This window comes from Serratia quinivorans (assembly GCF_052113645.1).
Taxonomy (GTDB): Bacteria; Pseudomonadota; Gammaproteobacteria; order Enterobacterales; family Enterobacteriaceae; genus Serratia; species Serratia quinivorans_B.
In genome coordinates this window covers 16,493-34,040 of the sequence record NZ_JBIEIU010000008.1, presented here as the reverse complement: position 1 = coordinate 34,040, position 17,548 = coordinate 16,493, and the positions used below count along the sequence as shown (strand labels likewise).

The following is a 17,548-nucleotide window of genomic DNA, read 5'->3' as shown; positions in this document are numbered from 1 at the left end:
GGTTAATCTTTACGTCTATGAATTTCAGTATTTTTTCAACCACCCCGTAATGCTGACTGGCATTTTCCCGATATATAGGCTGATAAAGCAATGCATGCACTAAAAAAGCTGCATAATAACAAATAGCCATTCAGGGCTGTTTGCTGGGAGAAATGATCCATCATCACACTCAATGAAAACGGCAGCCAGTTACCCACGTAACCCACAATGTAAAGCAAGTTTATCAGATGGTGTCGCTGACTCTGTCTGGCGACCACATTAACGATAGTGGCAGCACCGACAAGTATTGCCCCATAGGCGAACCCTTCAAGCATCACGGATATGAAGAGAAGTGAGGGAGCGGTCATGTGCACACTGCAGAGGGCCAGCAAAACCGCAGCAAGCTGGGCAACAACACCGATTTTCAGCGACGAGTAATGGTGCTTTTTCCTCATCACTATCTGGGTGATACCTGCAACCAGCAGGAATGCAGACAGGGAATAGCTTACCAGCTGCACGCTGGTAACATTGAAATAGGTGCGCGCAAGGGTGGGCCCCTGGGACATAAACGTGGACGCCATAGCCCATGAAAGAAATATGGCCATGCAACTGGCGATGACGTCCCGGAATGAGAGCCCCTTATGACATTGAGCAGCGACACTTTTCCGTTCAATGGTCACTGACGCACTGTGCCTGTTAATCACCAGGCGACTGCGCCAGATCCCAAATGTTGACATTACTACCAGCATAAAAAGAATGACGTATGGAGTCTTAAGTGCATAAAAACCACGATGCACGATTTCCCCCGTTATTAAAGGACCAATAGCCTGCCCAATGATCAACGAGGCAGAAGCCGTCAATGCCGCAGTATTACTTATTTCCGTATCAAATATTTTAATCAGTGAGCGGTTAATATAGGCCATTAAAATACCTGAACCCAGACCGGTAACAAAACGGCCGAGAATTAGTATCATAAAGTTATCTGCAAACATCATCAGAAGTGATGACAGCAAAACGCAGGCAAGACCTGCATAGAGAGGTCTTGTATACAGCTCAGTCCTGATATTAAGCTTCGCGGTAAATGCCAGCGCTAAAAGGACACCGGCGGCGTAAACGCCAAATACCGTCATTATCTGAGAGGCGCTGAAGCCATATAAACTGATGTATACGGGATAGAGAGGGGTGGGAAGGCTGCTGCTCAGCATGCCGGAAAAGAAAGCCAGGGCCAGCGCCATCCCTGCCCATGATGTTTGTCTGTCAGACATAGTAATATCTTTTGTCCTGGAAAATGGATATGTTCGGTGGAAATCCATAAAACAGTAACACGAACCATGATTGAGGGGATTCGAGCAGCAGGAATACCCACTATGACGCAGTTTCACAGCTCAGAATAAAATATGAACGGACAGACAAGCAGTCGGCAGTATTGACTGAAAACTCAAATGCTCCAGGGATGCAGAGCTATCTGTTTTTCCATGAATTCAATAAAACAGCGGATGCGCGGGCTGAGATGCTGCCTTTTCGCGTAAATTACATAGAGCGGCTCCCTGACAGGAGACTGGAATGCCTTCAAAAGCGGTATTAATCTTCCCTCTCTGATATCGCGGTGAACGTGGAAGTCAGCCAGGCGGACGATACCTTCTCCCTGGATGGCCAGATCGCGAAGCAAATCGCCCTGCGACAGGGAGGCAACCGGTTTAACCGGGAATATGATGCTCTGATTGTCTTCGGCGAATACCCACTGATTCCAGTGGCTATCGAAATTAAAGTGAAAGCAGCGATGTTCCATCAACTCACGGGGATGGGAGGGTATCCCGTACTTGGTGATGTAGGCCGGCGAAGCGCAGGTAATCCACTTACTCTCACCGATACGACGGGCGACACGGGAAGAACTCGCAAGTACACCACCATAAATGGCGAGATCCAGCCCTTTATCAAAGTCATCCCGGTAAACCGGCCCCGTTTCAATATCAACGTTGAGGTCAGGGTAGGCGTCAATAAACTCTGGCAACCATGGAAGGATATGATAACGAGCGAAGGTGGTCATGGTGCGGATTTTCAGCTGCCCCCTGATGCGCGATGGCATATCTTCAGCCAGTGAATCAGCCTCGGTCATTGCGTCAACGACTGCCCGGGCACTGTTAAGATAAACGTGTCCCTCTTCGGTCAGCATTAACTTTCTCGTTCCACGATGGAAGAGTCTTACCTGTAATCTCGCCTCCAGCCGGCTGATGAGTTTACTCATTGCTGAAGGTGTCAATCCGTTTGCCCGCGCAGCGGCAGAAAAATTGCCGTATTCAAACGCCCATATGAATGCAAGCAACTGATTATAATTATCCATCATGTCCCCGGTTATTTATGTGAAGATGTTTAGAGTTTCCGAGGCAGGAACCTGAAAACTATCATTTGTAGCGTCTTACCATCAGGAACGGCGCTGATGATTTTTTCAACCGAAAGTAAGTTGCCCGTGAAATACCGGTTTTCTCCATGACCACCTTAATAGGAGTATCAAGGTGAATAAGTTCCAGAGCCATTCCCGATCTTTGATGAGGTTTTCGCCCAAACTTAAATCAACCTGCGGCGGGGAAAACATAACCGTCTGGGGATTGCTATTCAACTGACCACGGCACGCTTCCTGGGAACATTTTTTTTCGATCTAAGAACTTTAAATTTTAATATAAACAATGAATTAAACTCTTAACATGTTTTTTTACATCATTGGACCTCGAACCCCCTTAACGAATCATAGTTTTTGCGGCGGTAATTGAGGGCGGACAAGATCCACAGTACCACAAACAGCGCGATAGCGGCGTAGCCGACGCTGCCCAGGTTCTCATTGAGTTTCTCAACGCCGCGCCACAGCCCGCCTTGCAGTTCCAGCTTGTCGGCCAGCAGGCCCAGACCCTCCAGCCCACCGATCACCAGGGCGATAGCCACGCTGGTTGCGGTGATGGTCATGTTGTAATACAGCTTGCGGATCGGTTTATTGAACGCCCAACCGTAAGCGCCGACCATCACAAAGTTGTCCAGCGAGTCGATCAGCGCCATGCCGCTGGCAAACAGCAGCGGGAACACCATAATCGACCAAACCGACATGCCGGATGTGACACCGGTGGCTGAGATCCCTAGCAGACCCACCTCGGTGGCGGTATCAAAGCCCAGGCCAAACAAGAAACCGACCAAATACATGTGCCAGCTTTTATTGACCAGATTAAAAGCAAAGCGATACAGGCGCGTCATGACGCCGCCGGTGCCGTTCACCAGCAAGGCGACATCTTGTTCCACGAGTTTTTCGCCGCGCTTCACCCGGCGGAAAATGCGATAAACGTCGCGAAAAATCAGCCAGTTCAACAACGCCATGGCCAGCAGGAACAGGGAGGAGATCAGCGTGCCCAGAGTGGTGCCGTATTGATGCAGCCAGCCAATGCGGTCGCCAAAGGCCAATGAGGTGGCGGCAATCGCGATGCAGGCCAGCACCACGATACTGGAATGCCCCAGCGAGAAGAATGCCCCGACCGAAACCGGACGCTGGCCTTGCTGCATCAACTTACGGGTGACGTTATCGATAGCGGCAATGTGGTCGGCATCTACCGCGTGGCGCAGCCCGTAACCGTAAGCCAACAGCGCGGCGGCGATCAGCGCGGGATAATGGCGAAACGCCACCAGGGCCGTCGCCCATGCCAGCAGGTTCAGCCCCACTAATGCCAACAACAGCCAAAAGGCGCGGGTATGGGTCTGGAAAAACTCGCGGTTTAACATGTTACTTCCTGTCGAATTTTAATGTTTAGAGGCGTTACCGGGGTATGTTGCGCGCAGGCGACCATCGCCTGACCGAACGCCAGGCCGCCATCGCCGGCCGGCAGCCGTTGTGGCAACAGCACCTGCAACGGTGCCAGATGATGCTGTAGCCGTTGACGCAATAGGCGGTTGTGCAGCACGCCGCCGCTTAACGCCACATGCTGCAGGTGATGCTCAGCGGCAAAATGTTTAGCCAGCCGCGAGAACCCCTGCGCCAAGGCGTCATGGAACGCCCAGGCCCGTTGAGCGGCAGGGGCCTGCCAGGCCAGCCATTGTTGCCAGAACCTGCCCAGATCGAGCTGTTCTGCGCACAGCGGCAGCGTGACCGGATGGCGGCAAGGGCTGCTCCGGTGGGCCAGCGTCTCAAAAATGCTGGCGGCTTCGCCTTCCCAACTTTGCCGGGCAGGGGCGCAACCCAGCGCGGCGGCGGCGGCATCAAACAAACGGCCGGCCGAGGAGGCCAACGGTGAATTGATACCGGCGTTGATGGCTTGCAGCAGGGGTTGCCAGGGATAGGTCAATAGCCGCTCGGCCTGCGGGTCGTTTTGCCAGTTCGGTACGAAGCGCGCAAAATGCGCCAACTGATTACGCCAGGGTTGCTGCGCGGCCAGATCGCCACCGGGCAGCGCCACGGCGGGCAATCCTCCCAGATGACGGCAGCGGCGGTAATCGACCAGCAGGCATTCACCGCCCCACAGGGCTCCGTCCTGCCCGTATCCCAAACCGTCCAGTGCCAGGCCAATGACCGCTCCGCCTTCCAGCGGCCAGGCGTGTTCGGCCAGGCAAGCGGCCAAATGCGCATGATGGTGCAACACCGGGGTCACCGGTAGCGACTGTCGGGCGGCCCATTGGTGGCTGACATAACCGGGGTGAGCGTCGCTGGCCAGTCGCTGCGGCTGGCAATGGTACAACGTCATAAAATGCGAGATGGCCTGTTGCCACTGCTGCTGAACATCCTCCTGCTGCAAATCGCCAAAATGCGAACTGAGCACGGCTTGATTTCCCTGTACCAGGCAAAAGGTATTTTTACGATCGCCGCCCACCGCCAGCAGCGGCGGCTGGGAAGGGAAGCCGGGGGGCAATGGCAGGGCATCGGGCACGGATCCCCGCGCGCGGCGCAGCATTTCAGGGCCTTCAGGCAGCAACCGTACCAACGAATCATCGGCACGTTGCACGATCTCGCGATCGTGCAGTAACCACAAATCGGCAATGTCGGCCAAATCCGCCAGGGCGGCGCCGTTGGTTAGCGCCGGGGCGCAACCGGCCGCATTGCCGGAGGTCATCACCAATGGGCGTTGTATCGCCTGCATCAATAAATGGTGCAGGGGATTGGCCGGCAACATCAGCCCCACCTCGTCCAACTGCGGCGCAACCGCCTCAGACAGCGGTGAATTGGGCGAGCGTGGCACCAGCACGATGGGGGCGGCAGCGGAAGCCAACAAGCGCCCGGTGCGCGCCAGATCAACGCCATCGGCACAACGATCCAACCAGTCCCTGTTCGGCAGCATCACCGCCAGCGGTTTGCCCGGCCGCCGTTTGCGCAGACGCAGGCGCTCTACGGCCTGGGTATCGGTGGCGTCGCATGCCAGATGAAAGCCCCCAAGGCCTTTGATGGCGACAATTTGTCCCTTGGCCAACGCGGTTACCGCCTGTTGCAAGGCTTCCTCGCCCCGATGCTGCGGTGTGCCCTGCGCTGTGCAACTGAACAACTGGGGGCCGCAGTCGCTACAGGCCACCGGCTGGGCATGAAAACGCCGGTTATGCACCGCACGGTATTCCTGGGCGCAGGGCGGGCAAAGAAGAAAGGGCGCCATGCTGGTGGCCGGACGATCGTAGGGCATGGCACGAATAATGGTGAAGCGTGGGCCACAATGCGTGCAATTGATGAACGGGTAGCGGTAACGACGATCCTGCGGATCGTTCATTTCCAGCAAACATTGCGGACAGGTTGCGGCGTCCGGGACGATCTGGGTTGCCAGAGCGCCGCGTTGACTGGCGCGGATACGAAAATCATCGGGTGCCTGCAGCCAGGTAAACGGCCGCTGCTGGATGCGTTCGATCTGGGCCAAAGGCGGCGCTTGCTGGTACAACACGTGAAGGAACACCTCGAGATCGACGGGTTCGAGCAGGCGAATCTCCACCCCGGCGCTGTCGTTCCAGACTTCACCACGCAGATTGAGCTGTTCGGCCAGTTGCCAGACAAAAGGCCGAAAGCCGACGCCCTGAACTTTACCGCTGATACGCAGCAGCAGCCCTGGATGGGACATGGTTTATTACCCTCTGTGGGTTTTGTAGGGGCGCTGCATGCTGCGCCCGTGTTAATCGGTGCGACTGCGCCCCCTACAAGCTTTACATTACGTCTTCCGCTGCGCGGCGCAGGCGAGCTTTCATCTCGCTGTAGCTTTGCTGGGCATAGTTTTCTGCCCAGTGCTGATCGGCAATCGCCTCCAGTTTTATCGCGCAGTATTTGGTTTCCGGCGTTTTGGATATCGGGTCCAGATTCTCCTGGGTCAGTTCGTTACAGGCACCGATCCACCACTGGTAGGTCATATACACCGCCCCCAGATTAATACGCTCGTTATAGTTGGCGCGGCTGATCACCTTGCCGCGGCGGGAAGATACCCACACCAGTTGTTGATCGGCAATGCCCAGCGCGGCGGCATCCTGAGGATTGATCTGCACGAAGCCGGGTTCGTCCGCCAAGGTTTGCAGGGCCGCACAGTTGCCGGTCATGGAACGGCAGGAGTAATGGCCAACTTCACGCACGGTACAGAGCACCAATGGGTAATCGGCATCCGGGATCTCGGCCGGTGCGCGCCAGGTGGTCGCGAACAATTGGCCTTTACCGGATGGCGTAGTGAATTGGTTTCCCTGATACAGGTACGGCGTGCCCTGGCTTTCCAGCGTGGTACACGGCCATTGCACGTGGCCAAGTTCGCCCATTTTTTCGTAGGTCGCCCCGTAAAACAGCGGGCAGAGCGAGCGCATTTCATCCCAGATCTGCTGGTTATCGTCGTAATGCATCGGATAGCCCATTTCGCTGGCCAGCAGGCTGATGATTTCCCAGTCGCGTTTGACGTTGTACTGCGGCTCAATGGCTTTCTCGAAACGCTGGAACCCGCGATCGGCGCAGGAGAACACACCGCCATGCTCGCCCCAGGAGGTGGCAGGCAAGATCACATCCGCCTGTTCAGCGGTTTTGGTCATAAAGATGTCTTGCACCACCACAAACTCCAGCGCTTCGAACGCGCCGCGCACCAGACTCAGATCGGCCTCGGTCTGTAACGGATCTTCCCCCATGATGTAATAGGCTTTGACTTTGCCTTCATGGACCAGGTGCGGGATTTCGGTGATGCGGTAGCCGACGTTCGGATCCATTTTTGTGGCGTCAATTCCCCAGGCTGCGGCGAATTTAGCGCGCACGGCCGCATCGGTGACCGCCTGATAACCCGGGAACTCATTGGGCAGCACACCCATGTCGCAGGCCCCCTGAACGTTGTTCTGCCCACGTACCGGCCCAACGCCGACGTTGGCGCGGCCCAGATTGCCGGTCAGCAACGCCAGACTGGCGAGACCTTTGACCACGTCCACCGCCTGACCGAACTGGGTCACGCCCATGCCCCACATGATGGTGGCAGAAGGCGCGCTGGCGTAGGTGCGCATCGCCTGACGGATCTGCTGGGCGGTGACGCCGGTCAGGTGTTCCACCGCTTCTGGCGCATAGTCCGCCAGTTGCTGACGGTAAGCCTCGAATCCCTCGGTGTACTTCGCCACGTAATCGCGGTCATACAGATTTTCTTCAATCAGCACATAGGCGAAGGCATTCACCAGCGCCATGTTACAGCCGTTCTTGATCTGCAAATGCTGGTCGGCAATGCGCGCCGTTTCAATCCGACGCGGGTCGCACACCACGATCTGCGCGCCTTTCTCTTTGGCCTTGAGCACCCGGCGCGCCACGATAGGGTGAGAGTCGGCGCAGTTGTAACCGATGATCAGCAGGCATTTGGAGTTTTCGATATCGCCAATCGAGTTACTCATGGCGCCGTTACCCAGCGTGGCCTGCAAACCTGCGACCGAAGGGCCGTGGCAGACGCGGGCGCAGCAGTCGACGTTATTGGTGCCGATCACCGCACGGGCAAACTTCTGCATCACGTAGTTGGTTTCATTACCGGTACCGCGTGAGGAACCGGTGTGCATGATGGCGCTGGCACCGTGCTTATCTTTAATTTGTTGCAGCCGTTGCGCGGTGTAGCGGATCGCCTCGTCCCAACTGACGGCTTCGAACTTGCCGCCTTTCTGCCGGCGGATCAGCGGCTGACTCAGGCGGGGAGTCAAGAGTTTGGTGTCGTTAAGGAAGTCCCAGCCGTAATAGCCTTTCAGGCACAGCTCGCCCTGATTGGTCACGCCGTCAGCCGCCTCGGCGCGAATGATCTTGCCGTTGTCGACCACCAGTTTCATTTTGCAGCCTGCACCGCAGTAAGGGCAGACGGTTGTGATTTTTTTCATTGGTTCAGTTCCTAAAACAGTGACGACATAGTGTCGAGCGCGGCGCGGCGACGCTTCTCGGCGTTCATTTCCTGCAGCATGTTGCGATCGACGCAGTGCAGCGCATTGGTTGGGCAGGTTTCCATGCAGGCCGGGCCGCTATCACGGCCGATGCACAGGTCGCATTTATGGGCTTCGGCTTTCTCGGTGGTGGCGCTCATCATGGCGCCGTTCTGGCGGACTACCGGGCGGGTGATTACTTCCATGGCGCCGTAGGGGCAGGCCACCACGCAGGTCTTACAGCCGATGCAGCGTTCCTGCATTACCAGCACCATGCCATTGGTACGGCTGATGGCGCCGTTGGGGCAGACGTTGGAGCAGGGTGCGTCCTCACATTGTCGACAGAGCACGGCGGTGCTGACGTTGACGCCTTTGATCACATGCAGGCGCGGGGCGAAGCTGGTGGCGTTCAACGCCGAAATATCCTGGCTTTCGCTGTGCGCCATCACGCAGGCAATTTCACAGGTACGGCAGCCGATGCATTTTTTGGGATCGGCGATGATAAACCGGTTCATCAATAACTCCTGGGTTACCCTTCATCCGGGTATGGCAAAAGTGAGGTGGTGGTTCGGGTTAGGCATAAAGCATGCCAATCCTGAAAATCCTTAAAAAGCAGATAATTAGAATTTCATGACGAGTTTACCGACAGCGGGTCGACATAAATGACGATGACGCGTCAGACATTCGTCATCTCCCATTGCGGGTAACCGCCATTGGTCGTCCAGCAATGCAGGCGTTGGTGAAGGGTCGCCACGGCCTGCCTCACCGCCGCGCCTATCGGGTAGTAAAACGCCACCACCTCGGGTTGGATGCCGATAAAGGTAATGTCCGCGATGTCTGCGCGCAGTTGGTCGATCAGGAAGTTGAGCGGCAGGTTATGCGTCGTCATGATGAACATGGCGGCAATGTCCTGTTCGTCGATCACCCGGGTTTCTCCGGGCGCGAGCCCCATATCGGTGGCATCGACGATCACCAGGCGGTCAGGTTGCAGCTCGCGGATATGCCCGATGTCATTTTCCGGCGCAGCGCCGCCGTCAATCACCCGCCAGCCTGCAGGGGGGTGGCTGGCGCACAGTTCGGCCAGCAGCGGCCCGGCACCGTCATCCCCCATCATGCAGTTGCCCACACACAATAAAACGTTACGCATCGTGCCTCCGGACCATCAGGTAAATGGCGGGTTCGTTTTCAATCGATTGCAGCAGGGCAATCAGCCTTTGGTTCCAGTCCTGCTGCTCAGCGGTCATTCGCGCGGCCGCGCGGCTCAATGCGCTCGCCAACAGGTGGGTGTGACTGCTGTCGATGCAGATTTCGCCAAAGCGATCGACCCCTTCCAGTTTGCGCCGCGCGGTGCTGCCGGAAGGCAATTGCGCCACCCACTCGCGAAAACCCGCCAGCGGGCAACTGAGTTTGGCTTCCAGGCAGTCGATCACCCCCAGATGGTGGCCGATCGCCAGGCTGTAATAGATCACCTCCTGGGCTTTCGGCGGGGCCTTTTTCTCCTGCACAAATTTGCGGCTGAGCGAATAGAACACCACCTGGCCTTGGGAAACTGTCATAGCCGCAGATCCCCACGCAGTACCCGCTGATATATGCCCAGCAGGTTGCCGATAATCTCATTGAGGCGCAGGTCATCTTGCTGCTGCAGATAGGCGGCAATGCGCTGTTCGGCCGACTCTGGGGTGTCTGCTGCCAGCAGTTGCATAAACTGGTCGGCGATTTGGCGGCCGTAGCGATAACCGGCCATGCGCCGGGCTTCACGATCCAACAGCACCCGCAGCGGCTGAGGCAGCTGCGGGTGCAACAGGCGCGTCGCTTCACCGTCGGTTTCGTCATGCTGGTGGCCTTTGATTTTCTGATCCAACAAGCCGAGCGCCATGGCGAAGCCGTAAATGGTCGCGGCCGGCGTTGGCGGGCAGCCGGGAATATAAACATCGACCGGCACGATGCGATCGGTGCCGCCCCACACGCAGTAGAGGTCGTGGAAGATGCCGCCGCTGTTGCCGCAGGCACCGTAAGAGATGCTGATTTTAGGATCGGGCGAAGCTTGCCAGGCGCGGATCGCCGGGATACGCATGGCGCGGGTCACCGCCCCGGTAAACAACAGAATATCGGCATGACGCGGGGACGGTACCACTTTGATGCCGAAGCGTTCAGCGTCGAACAATGGCGAAATGGCGGCGAAAATCTCAATTTCGCAACCATTGCAGCCGCCGCAATCCACCCGATAGACATAGGCTGAACGACGGATATCCTGCAGCAGGGTGGTTTTCAGCTTGGCGATGCTCTCGTCAAGGGTGATCGGCACCGGCAGGCCATTTTCATCGCGTGGGCCAATCAAGGGCGAATTCATGAGATGACCTCCCGGGTCAAATGACGGCCAATATCAATGCGATCGGCCTGGGTCAGGTTCTGCTGTTGCTTGCAGGCCGGGCAGGTTTCAAACTGCGCCCGGCGGGTTGCCGTTTCGGTGCTGCTCAGCCCGAGCAACGCCATCGCATAATCAATCTCTTTTTGCGTCGCGTAGGGCTTGCCGCACTCTCGGCAATGACAAATGGCGAAGTCGGCCTGTTCGTACAGATCCTCTTTTCGCCACACGGCCAGTTCGAACTGCTGTGAAAGCCGAATGGCTGCGGTGGGGCACACCTCCTCGCAGCGTGCGCAAAAGATGCAGCGGCCAAGAAACAACTGCCAGCGCAGGGTGCCGCTGCCGAGATCGGTTGTCATGGTCAACGCATTGGACGGGCAGGCGTTGGCGCAGGCCCCGCAGGCGATGCATTGCTGCGGGGTATATTCGGGCTTACCGCGAAAGTTCGGGTCAATGGCCAGCGGCCGGGCCGGGTAAGCGACGGTGGCCGGCCCGGTCTTCAGCACTTTTTTAATCAGTTTCAGCATGATGGGCTCCGGTTAGAACGGCTTGTTTTTCCGCTCGATGCCGTAACGTTCGATCTCTTTGTACGGCACGATGATGGACTGGCGCTTGCGTACGTCGACGATGGTCATGCGATCGGTGCAGGAGTAGCAAGGATCGAGACTGCCGATAATCAGCGGGGCGTCGGATACCGTATTGCCGCGCAGCATGTAACGCAGGGTGGGCCAATTGGCATAGGTGGCGGCACGGCAGCGCCAACGGAACAGTTTTTGGTTGTCGCCGGTCATGCTCCAGTGGATGTCATCGCCACGCGGCGCTTCGGCAAAACCCAGGGCAAAGCGGTGCGGGATATAGGTGAAGCCGTCTACCGCCAGCGGCCCGCCCGGCAAGTTCTGCAGACCGAACTCGATAATGCCCAGCGAGTTGAACACTTCGTGAATGCGCACCTTAAGTCGGGAATAAACGTCGCAACCGCTTTCCACACAAAGCTCTACCGGCAGTTTGGCGTAACCGGCGAAAGGGTGGTCAATGCGGGTATCACGGCGGTGGCCGCTGCCGCGGATCATCGGGCCGACGTTGCTGTAGTCGCGGGCCACCTGAGGATCGAGACGGCCCACCCCGACGCTGCGTTGTTCGGTGTTGGGCGTGCTGAGCAAGATATCGACCAGATCCACCAGTTCACTGCGCATTTGCGCGGCCAGCTTCAGGGTTTGCAGCATGTCGTCTTTCAAAATATCGCGGCGAATGCCGCCGATCAGGTTCAAACCATAGGTTTTGCGCGCGCCGGTCAGTATTTCCGCCATTTTCATCGACTGTTCGCGTACGCGGAAGAACTGCATAAATCCGGAGTCAAAACCGACGAAATGGCAGGCCAGTCCCAGATTCAGCAGGTGGCTGTGCAGCCGCTCCACTTCCAACAGGATCGAGCGGATCATCTGGGCGCGTTCCGGCACCTGAATGCCCATCGCGTTCTCCACCGAACTGGTGTACGCCACGCTGTGGGTAAAGCCGCAAATGCCGCACACCCGATCCGACAGAAAGGTCACTTCGTTGTAGCCCATGCGGGTTTCGGCCAGTTTCTCCATCCCGCGGTGCACGTAGAACAAGCGGTAATCGGCGTCGATGATGTCTTCCCCGTCGACGAACAGCCGAAAATGGCCGGGCTCATCCGAGGTGATATGCAACGGACCGATCGGCACCACGTTGGCTTTCGCACCGGCCAGGCTTTCGAACGGGTAGGTTTCCACATCGGTGGTGGGCGCCGGGCGTTGGCGATAGTCCATCGCATCTTTGCGCAGCGGGTGGAGATCGTCCGGCCAGTCGTCGGGCAGCACCAGCCGCCGTTCATCCGGCAAGCCCACCGGGCGCAGACCATACATGTCGCGCACTTCGCGCTCTCCCCAAACGGCGGCGGGCACCCGTGGCGTGACGGAAGGGAACTCCAGCGTTTGGGCGTCCACTTCGGCGCGCACCGTGATCCAGCATTTGGTGCCTTGCTCCATCGACAGGACGTAATACAGCACGTAATTGCCACACAGCGTGCGTTCGTCGTTGCCAAACAGCACCGATAACCAGCCGCCCTGTTGGTAATACAGCCATTCCACCACTTCCGGCAGCGCGTTGAGCTTAACGGTGACCGTCAATTGATCGGCGGTTTGCCATTCGTCGGCCAGTATGGCCGCCGGGAATTGTTGCTGCAGCGCCGCCAGGTAGTGCCGGCCTTGATGTTCGTTAGTCATTATTGATTGCCTTAGTCATTATTCAGCCGACGACCAGCCAGGAAACCAGCGCCAGAAAAGCCAGCCCAAAACCGGCCCAGGTGGTACGGGCGGTTTTCAGGAAACGCAAACGCGCCACGCTGTTTTCGATAACCGCGATCAGGGTCACCGCACACAGCAACTTGAGCAGCGCCAATACCAGCGCGCCCAACAATGGAAGGGCGGAGAGTTGTGCCGCCTGTCCCCAGGGCAGGAACACGCCGAGGAACAGTTGCAGCACCACCAGTTGTTTGAGGCTGATGCCCCATTTCAGTACGCCGAGCTCGGCCCCGGAATATTCCGTCAACGGGCCTTCCTGCAACTCTTGTTCGGCCTCGGCCATGTCAAACGGCAGCTTGCCCATCTCGATATAGGTGGCGAACGCGCAGGCCAAACCGGCCAACAGCAGCGGTAACCCCGCGTGATGCGGCAAGCCCAGCAGGCTTTGCACCATGGCGCTCAACTGAGTCGATCCGGCAACCAGGGCGGTCACCCATAGCCCCAGCAACAGGATCGGTTCAACCAGGATGCCCAGTACCGCCTCGCGGCTGGCGCCGATGGCGGTAAAGGGGCTGCCGGTATCCAAACCGGCGATGGCGAAAACAAAGCGCACCACGGCGAACAGGTAAATCAGCGTGATCACATCCCCGATGGCGGGCAGCGGCGAGGCGGTGGTCAGCATCGGCAGCGCACAAGCGATGGTCAGCAGGGTGCCAGTCAGCAGGTAGGGCATGGCGTGAAAGGCCAGGCCGGAAGCCGCCGGTGCCACACTTTGCCGCTTAAGCAATTTGGCGATATCACGGTATTCCTGTAATACGCCGGGGCCGCAACGGCTGTGGATACGCGCACGCAGCACCCGGCTGATACCGGCAAACAGCGGAGCTATGGCCAGCAACAGCAAGGCCTGCGCCAGACCGAGCAACAGATTGGGATAGGTCATTGTCATCTCCTCAGGCAAAAGCCACTACCAACAGCACCGCAAGTTCCACGGCGGCCAGGCCACGGCAGAAGGCAATGAAGGCGTTACGTTGTAACTGATTAACGAAAGCATCCGGCAGCCAGCGGCGCAGTTGATAAAGCGGGGCAAACATCACCCGCAGCGGTTGAGCAAAGCCGGTGGCGGTGATCACCATCGCCTCCTCATGCCCATAGCCGCAGGTCCAGGCGCTGCCTTGTACCCGGCGAGGTTGGCGACGTGCCTGATAACGCGCCGCGATCAACAACGGCAGCAGCGGCATCGCCAGCAAGAGAATGGCGATCAGCGGGGTGGACACCAGCGTGCTGGAGACGGATAGCGATTGCTCGGACGTCATGCCGATCAGGCGGGCAAACAGCGGGATGATCCAGGGCGCGCCCAGGCCACAGACCAGACACAGCAACGCGGGCAGCAGGTGGCTCAGCGTCAGGCCGAGGTTAGCCTGAACGGCATTGGCCGCGGCGGCGCAGCGTGGTGCTCCCAGACAGGCGACGCCAAACACTTTGCTGACGCACATCACCGCCAGCGCACCGGTCAGGGCCAAGGCCACCGCCAGCAGCGGGCCGAACAGATGGCCAATAAAGCCGGGTGCCGCACTGAAGCGGAATAATCCCTGGTAGATCAACCATTCACTGGCAAAACCGTTCAACGGCGGCAGCGCGGCCATCGCCACCAGGCCAATCAACAACGAAACGGCGGTCCAGGGCATCAGCCGTGCCAAACCGCCCATTTTCTCCATGTCCTTAAGCCCGGTTTGCTGCTCAATCGCCCCCGCTGCCAGCAGCAATGCGCTTTTAAACAGGCTGTGATTGAGCAGGTGGAACAGACCCCCGATCAGGGCGAATGCCGTCAGCAATGGCTGACGCAACGCCATACCGACCATGGCTCCCCCGATGCCCAGCAGGATGATGCCGATATTCTCCAGCGTGTGGTAAGCCAGCAAACGCCGCAAATCGTGTTCCATCAGCGCATACAAGCCGCCGAAAAACGCGGTGCCGGCGGCCAACAGCAGCACCAGTAATCCCCACCACAGCGGCGGCATCCCCAGCAGATCCAGCCCAATTTTCAGAATGCCCAACAGGCCGACCTTCATCAGCCCGCTGGAAAACAGCATGGCGGCAGAAGCGGGCGCACTGCTGTGGGACTGAGGCACCCAGGCATGCAACGGCATCACCCCGGCAAAAATGCCAAAGCCGGCCAACGCCAGCAGGAATACGCCGTTACGCACTGCGTCCGGTAATGGTGTAGCGCGGATCACGCTAAACTGCAGGCTGTGGCTGTGGGAATAGATCAGCGCGAAGGCGATAACCAACAGCAGGCTGCCCAGGCGCATCAGCAAAAACTGGTTATGCCCGGCCCGCAGGCTTTTTGCGCTTGGGGCATGGACCGTCAGGAAATAGCCGCACAGCGCCGCCAGCTCTAACAGCAACAACAATGCCAGGGCGTTATCGGCCATCACGGCGGCGCTTAACGCCGCCAGCATCAGATTGATCAATCCGCCCAACCGGCCACCTGCGTGCGCGTTGAGCCTGGCGACGCTGCCAATGTGGTACAAAGCGGCACCGATCCCGCACAGGGCCATCACCAGCAGCAACAGCGCGTTAATGCCGCTGATTTCCACCGCATAATTCAGCCACGGCAAACGGGCGCTATGCAGCGGCGCAAACAGCATAGACACCGCCGCCGACAGTGAGGCGATGGCGCACAGCAAGGTGCCGCCGCCCAGCAGGGCGTTGAGGCGCGGCCAGGGGGCCAGCAACCAGCTCAGCAACGCAAAAAGCACATACCCGACTAACGCCAGCGTCAGCAACGACAGTGGCTCGGGCACCATGGAGTACATCATTAATTGGGCTCCTTGAGGGATCCAGGGGCGGCAGCGAACGGCAGCTCGGCACTGAGCGCCTGCATGGCGTTGCGCCTTTTCTGTTCGCTGGCGTTGCGTACGTCGTGGTCGCTGACCAGCCGGATGGCCTGGGTCGGACAGGTGCGGATACAGGCGGGGCCTTCAGGACTGAAAGCGCAGAGATCGCACTTCACCGCCACCGCACGGACACCGGGCACACAATCGAGGAAGGCGCTGATCGGCCGCGGCGCTTTGGCCGCAGGCAGTGCCAGCGGGGTGTTACAGTCTGCGGGGATCGCCAATGGGGCGCTGCCGCCAAAGCCAATGGCACCGAAGGGGCAGGCAATGCCGCAGAGTTTGCAACTGACGCACAGGCTCTCGTTGAGGACAATGGCGTCATCCTGATGGCGAATGGCGTTAACCGGGCACACCTGCGCACAGGGCGCGTCTTCACATTGATGGCACATCACCGGTGCCGAATCGCGGGCGTTTCGTATCACCTGCAAACGGGGTAATGCCTGTAAACCCTGCAGCCGATGTTCCGCAGAACAACTGGCCATGCAGGTATTGCAGCCAATACACAATTTGGGGTCCGCAATAATAAAGCGGTTCATGCACACTCCTTGCTTCGTCATTTATGACGAAATCGTCAGTAAAAAATGACGTTTCGACAGTTTTCCGTCAGTGAATAACGCCGACAGTCAGACGGACAGGGTTATTTTTTTCAGTGCGTCATGAATGGCATTGCCGTCATGCAGCGAATCAAACAGGCATTGATAAATAACGGCGATCTTATCCAGATAATGTTCAAACACCGCCGGGATGTCGCGGTTGTTTATAACACCGTCAATATTGCCATTTTCATCTAACGTGGCATGGGCAAAGGGGGCGAAGTTTTCCGGTTGGTGCGCGCTAGCCAAATTAATGCGGTAGCAGATGTCGCGGCTGTAAAACCCTTCGCTTAACTGAATGCTCACCGTAAAGTGGTTGAACAGCACAAAGCGCAGGTCGTCGTCCTGTCCATAGGTAAACTGATGATTAATCTTCTTTTTAGTGGTGGTTACCGCTTTGATTAAGGTGCTGTGGTAGGTTTGCCACTGCGCCATCAGGCGGTTGCTTTTGTTGGCGATATAATCGGCCTGGCTGGTTACTTCACTGATTGTACTCATTGTCGTCACTCAAAATGGGGTTCATTGTCGAAATAGCTCGGGTCAGCGAGTTAAAGCATAAAGCGTGCCAAACCCAGATGAATTTCATTATTCCCTTTCAATTCAATCCTCAATTAAAAAATAACCTGGCCGCCAGCTAGGTGACGGCGAATTTAATTAGTGTCGACGTCATGGTACTCGACAAATATGCCAATTCCGCTTTGGCATCATATTTGCACTGTCAGGGATATGACGCGTTTTATCGCCCTTAACGGAGGCCGGATGCACGAAATAACCTTGTGCCAACATGCGATGGAAATAATGCAACAGCAGGCTCGCCAACATCGTGCGAAACGTATTACCGCGGTGTGGTTCGAGATTGGCGCATTTTCCTGTGTGGAGGCGGAGTCGCTGCGGTTCTGTTTTGACATGGTGTGTCGCGACACCCTGGCCGAAGGCTGTGAGCTGCATCTGACGGAACAACCTGCCTTGTCCTGGTGTTATGACTGCCAGGCCGATGTCGAGTTGCTGATCCCGCAGGTCCTGGTCTGCCCGCACTGCGCCGGGCGAAATCTGCGGGTGCAGGCCGATGATGGGCTGCAAATAAAACGTCTGGAAATTGAATAACGGAAA

The 17,548-nt window shown here is 57.6% G+C and carries 16 protein-coding genes and 1 pseudogene; 2 read left to right on the top strand and 15 right to left on the bottom strand.

The window, feature by feature from the left end:
• Positions 1 to 35 precede the first annotated feature (35 nt).
• Positions 36 to 1,244, bottom strand: coding sequence for an MFS transporter (locus ACGS9J_RS15555; protein ID WP_442231766.1), 1,209 nt, complete (start codon positions 1,242 to 1,244; stop codon positions 36 to 38).
• Between the two features lie 173 nt (positions 1,245 to 1,417).
• Positions 1,418 to 2,323: a LysR family transcriptional regulator gene (locus ACGS9J_RS15550; protein WP_442231765.1), complete on the bottom strand. Its 906-nt coding sequence runs from the start codon at positions 2,321 to 2,323 to the stop codon at positions 1,418 to 1,420.
• A gap of 225 nt (positions 2,324 to 2,548) precedes the next feature.
• Here ACGS9J_RS15550 and ACGS9J_RS15545 point away from each other — a divergent pair.
• A pseudogene (locus tag ACGS9J_RS15545) lies at positions 2,549 to 2,638 on the top strand (DUF4158 domain-containing protein); the annotation flags it as partial.
• A gap of 56 nt (positions 2,639 to 2,694) precedes the next feature.
• On the opposite strand, the gene ACGS9J_RS15540 reads toward ACGS9J_RS15545, so the two are convergent.
• From ACGS9J_RS15540 to hycA, 13 genes are all read right to left on the bottom strand, one after another.
• A complete protein-coding gene (locus ACGS9J_RS15540; protein WP_442231764.1) occupies positions 2,695 to 3,738 on the bottom strand; it encodes a HoxN/HupN/NixA family nickel/cobalt transporter in 1,044 nt (347 codons plus the stop codon).
• On the bottom strand, positions 3,732 to 6,044 hold the full coding sequence (gene hypF, locus ACGS9J_RS15535; RefSeq protein WP_442231763.1) for a carbamoyltransferase HypF: 2,313 nt from the start codon (positions 6,042 to 6,044) through the stop codon (positions 3,732 to 3,734). Before hypF ends, ACGS9J_RS15540 begins: the two co-directional genes overlap by 7 nt.
• 82 nt (positions 6,045 to 6,126) lie before the next feature.
• Entirely contained in the window at positions 6,127 to 8,283 is a 2,157-nt protein-coding gene (gene fdhF / locus ACGS9J_RS15530; protein ID WP_442231762.1) for a formate dehydrogenase subunit alpha, read from the bottom strand.
• An 11-nt stretch (positions 8,284 to 8,294) separates the two neighbouring features.
• Entirely contained in the window at positions 8,295 to 8,837 is a 543-nt protein-coding gene (gene hydN, locus ACGS9J_RS15525; RefSeq protein WP_046373547.1) for an electron transport protein HydN, read from the bottom strand.
• Between the two features lie 161 nt (positions 8,838 to 8,998).
• The gene (gene hycI / locus ACGS9J_RS15520; protein ID WP_442231761.1) at positions 8,999 to 9,469 is read right to left on the bottom strand and encodes a hydrogenase maturation peptidase HycI; all 471 of its coding nucleotides are present in this window, start codon (positions 9,467 to 9,469) and stop codon (positions 8,999 to 9,001) included.
• The gene (locus ACGS9J_RS15515; protein WP_442231760.1) at positions 9,462 to 9,878 is read right to left on the bottom strand and encodes a formate hydrogenlyase maturation HycH family protein; all 417 of its coding nucleotides are present in this window, start codon (positions 9,876 to 9,878) and stop codon (positions 9,462 to 9,464) included. Before ACGS9J_RS15515 ends, hycI begins: the two co-directional genes overlap by 8 nt.
• Positions 9,875 to 10,672, bottom strand: coding sequence for an NADH-quinone oxidoreductase subunit B family protein (locus ACGS9J_RS15510; RefSeq protein ID WP_442231759.1), 798 nt, complete (start codon positions 10,670 to 10,672; stop codon positions 9,875 to 9,877). The genes ACGS9J_RS15515 and ACGS9J_RS15510 overlap by 4 nt, the downstream gene beginning before the upstream one ends.
• Positions 10,669 to 11,214 carry a formate hydrogenlyase complex iron-sulfur subunit gene (locus ACGS9J_RS15505; RefSeq protein ID WP_442231758.1) on the bottom strand — a complete coding sequence of 182 codons (546 nt, stop codon included), beginning with the start codon at positions 11,212 to 11,214 and terminating at the stop codon, positions 10,669 to 10,671. The genes ACGS9J_RS15510 and ACGS9J_RS15505 overlap by 4 nt, the downstream gene beginning before the upstream one ends.
• A gap of 12 nt (positions 11,215 to 11,226) precedes the next feature.
• Positions 11,227 to 12,930: a hydrogenase large subunit gene (locus ACGS9J_RS15500; RefSeq protein WP_442231757.1), complete on the bottom strand. Its 1,704-nt coding sequence runs from the start codon at positions 12,928 to 12,930 to the stop codon at positions 11,227 to 11,229.
• Between the two features lie 22 nt (positions 12,931 to 12,952).
• Complete coding sequence (locus ACGS9J_RS15495) at positions 12,953 to 13,888, bottom strand: respiratory chain complex I subunit 1 family protein (RefSeq protein ID WP_442231756.1); 936 nt, start codon at positions 13,886 to 13,888, stop codon at positions 12,953 to 12,955.
• Between the two features lie 10 nt (positions 13,889 to 13,898).
• The gene (locus tag ACGS9J_RS15490) at positions 13,899 to 15,767 is read right to left on the bottom strand and encodes a proton-conducting transporter transmembrane domain-containing protein (protein ID WP_442231755.1); all 1,869 of its coding nucleotides are present in this window, start codon (positions 15,765 to 15,767) and stop codon (positions 13,899 to 13,901) included.
• A complete protein-coding gene (locus ACGS9J_RS15485; RefSeq protein WP_442231754.1) occupies positions 15,767 to 16,381 on the bottom strand; it encodes a 4Fe-4S dicluster domain-containing protein in 615 nt (204 codons plus the stop codon). The genes ACGS9J_RS15490 and ACGS9J_RS15485 overlap by 1 nt, the downstream gene beginning before the upstream one ends.
• Before the next feature lie 87 nt (positions 16,382 to 16,468).
• Positions 16,469 to 16,936 (bottom strand): formate hydrogenlyase regulator HycA, encoded by a 468-nt coding sequence (gene hycA, locus ACGS9J_RS15480; RefSeq protein WP_442231753.1) that lies wholly within the window; start codon positions 16,934 to 16,936, stop codon positions 16,469 to 16,471.
• 261 nt (positions 16,937 to 17,197) lie between these two features.
• Between hycA and hypA the strand changes: the two genes are divergently transcribed.
• On the top strand, positions 17,198 to 17,542 hold the full coding sequence (gene hypA / locus ACGS9J_RS15475) for a hydrogenase maturation nickel metallochaperone HypA (protein ID WP_442231752.1): 345 nt from the start codon (positions 17,198 to 17,200) through the stop codon (positions 17,540 to 17,542).
• The last annotated feature ends 6 nt before the right edge of the window (positions 17,543 to 17,548 follow it).

Coding starts and splice junctions, on each gene's coding strand:
- ACGS9J_RS15555 (WP_442231766.1), bottom strand. CDS start 1,244: ATGTCTGACAGACAAACATCATGGGCAGGGATGGCGCTGGCCCTGGCT.
- ACGS9J_RS15550 (WP_442231765.1), bottom strand. CDS start 2,323: ATGATGGATAATTATAATCAGTTGCTTGCATTCATATGGGCGTTTGAA.
- ACGS9J_RS15540 (WP_442231764.1), bottom strand. CDS start 3,738: ATGTTAAACCGCGAGTTTTTCCAGACCCATACCCGCGCCTTTTGGCTG.
- hypF (WP_442231763.1), bottom strand. CDS start 6,044: ATGTCCCATCCAGGGCTGCTGCTGCGTATCAGCGGTAAAGTTCAGGGC.
- fdhF (WP_442231762.1), bottom strand. CDS start 8,283: ATGAAAAAAATCACAACCGTCTGCCCTTACTGCGGTGCAGGCTGCAAA.
- hydN (WP_046373547.1), bottom strand. CDS start 8,837: ATGAACCGGTTTATCATCGCCGATCCCAAAAAATGCATCGGCTGCCGT.
- hycI (WP_442231761.1), bottom strand. CDS start 9,469: ATGCGTAACGTTTTATTGTGTGTGGGCAACTGCATGATGGGGGATGAC.
- ACGS9J_RS15515 (WP_442231760.1), bottom strand. CDS start 9,878: ATGACAGTTTCCCAAGGCCAGGTGGTGTTCTATTCGCTCAGCCGCAAA.
- ACGS9J_RS15510 (WP_442231759.1), bottom strand. CDS start 10,672: ATGAATTCGCCCTTGATTGGCCCACGCGATGAAAATGGCCTGCCGGTG.
- ACGS9J_RS15505 (WP_442231758.1), bottom strand. CDS start 11,214: ATGCTGAAACTGATTAAAAAAGTGCTGAAGACCGGGCCGGCCACCGTC.
- ACGS9J_RS15500 (WP_442231757.1), bottom strand. CDS start 12,930: ATGACTAACGAACATCAAGGCCGGCACTACCTGGCGGCGCTGCAGCAA.
- ACGS9J_RS15495 (WP_442231756.1), bottom strand. CDS start 13,888: ATGACCTATCCCAATCTGTTGCTCGGTCTGGCGCAGGCCTTGCTGTTG.
- ACGS9J_RS15490 (WP_442231755.1), bottom strand. CDS start 15,767: ATGATGTACTCCATGGTGCCCGAGCCACTGTCGTTGCTGACGCTGGCG.
- ACGS9J_RS15485 (WP_442231754.1), bottom strand. CDS start 16,381: ATGAACCGCTTTATTATTGCGGACCCCAAATTGTGTATTGGCTGCAAT.
- hycA (WP_442231753.1), bottom strand. CDS start 16,936: ATGAGTACAATCAGTGAAGTAACCAGCCAGGCCGATTATATCGCCAAC.
- hypA (WP_442231752.1), top strand. CDS start 17,198: ATGCACGAAATAACCTTGTGCCAACATGCGATGGAAATAATGCAACAG.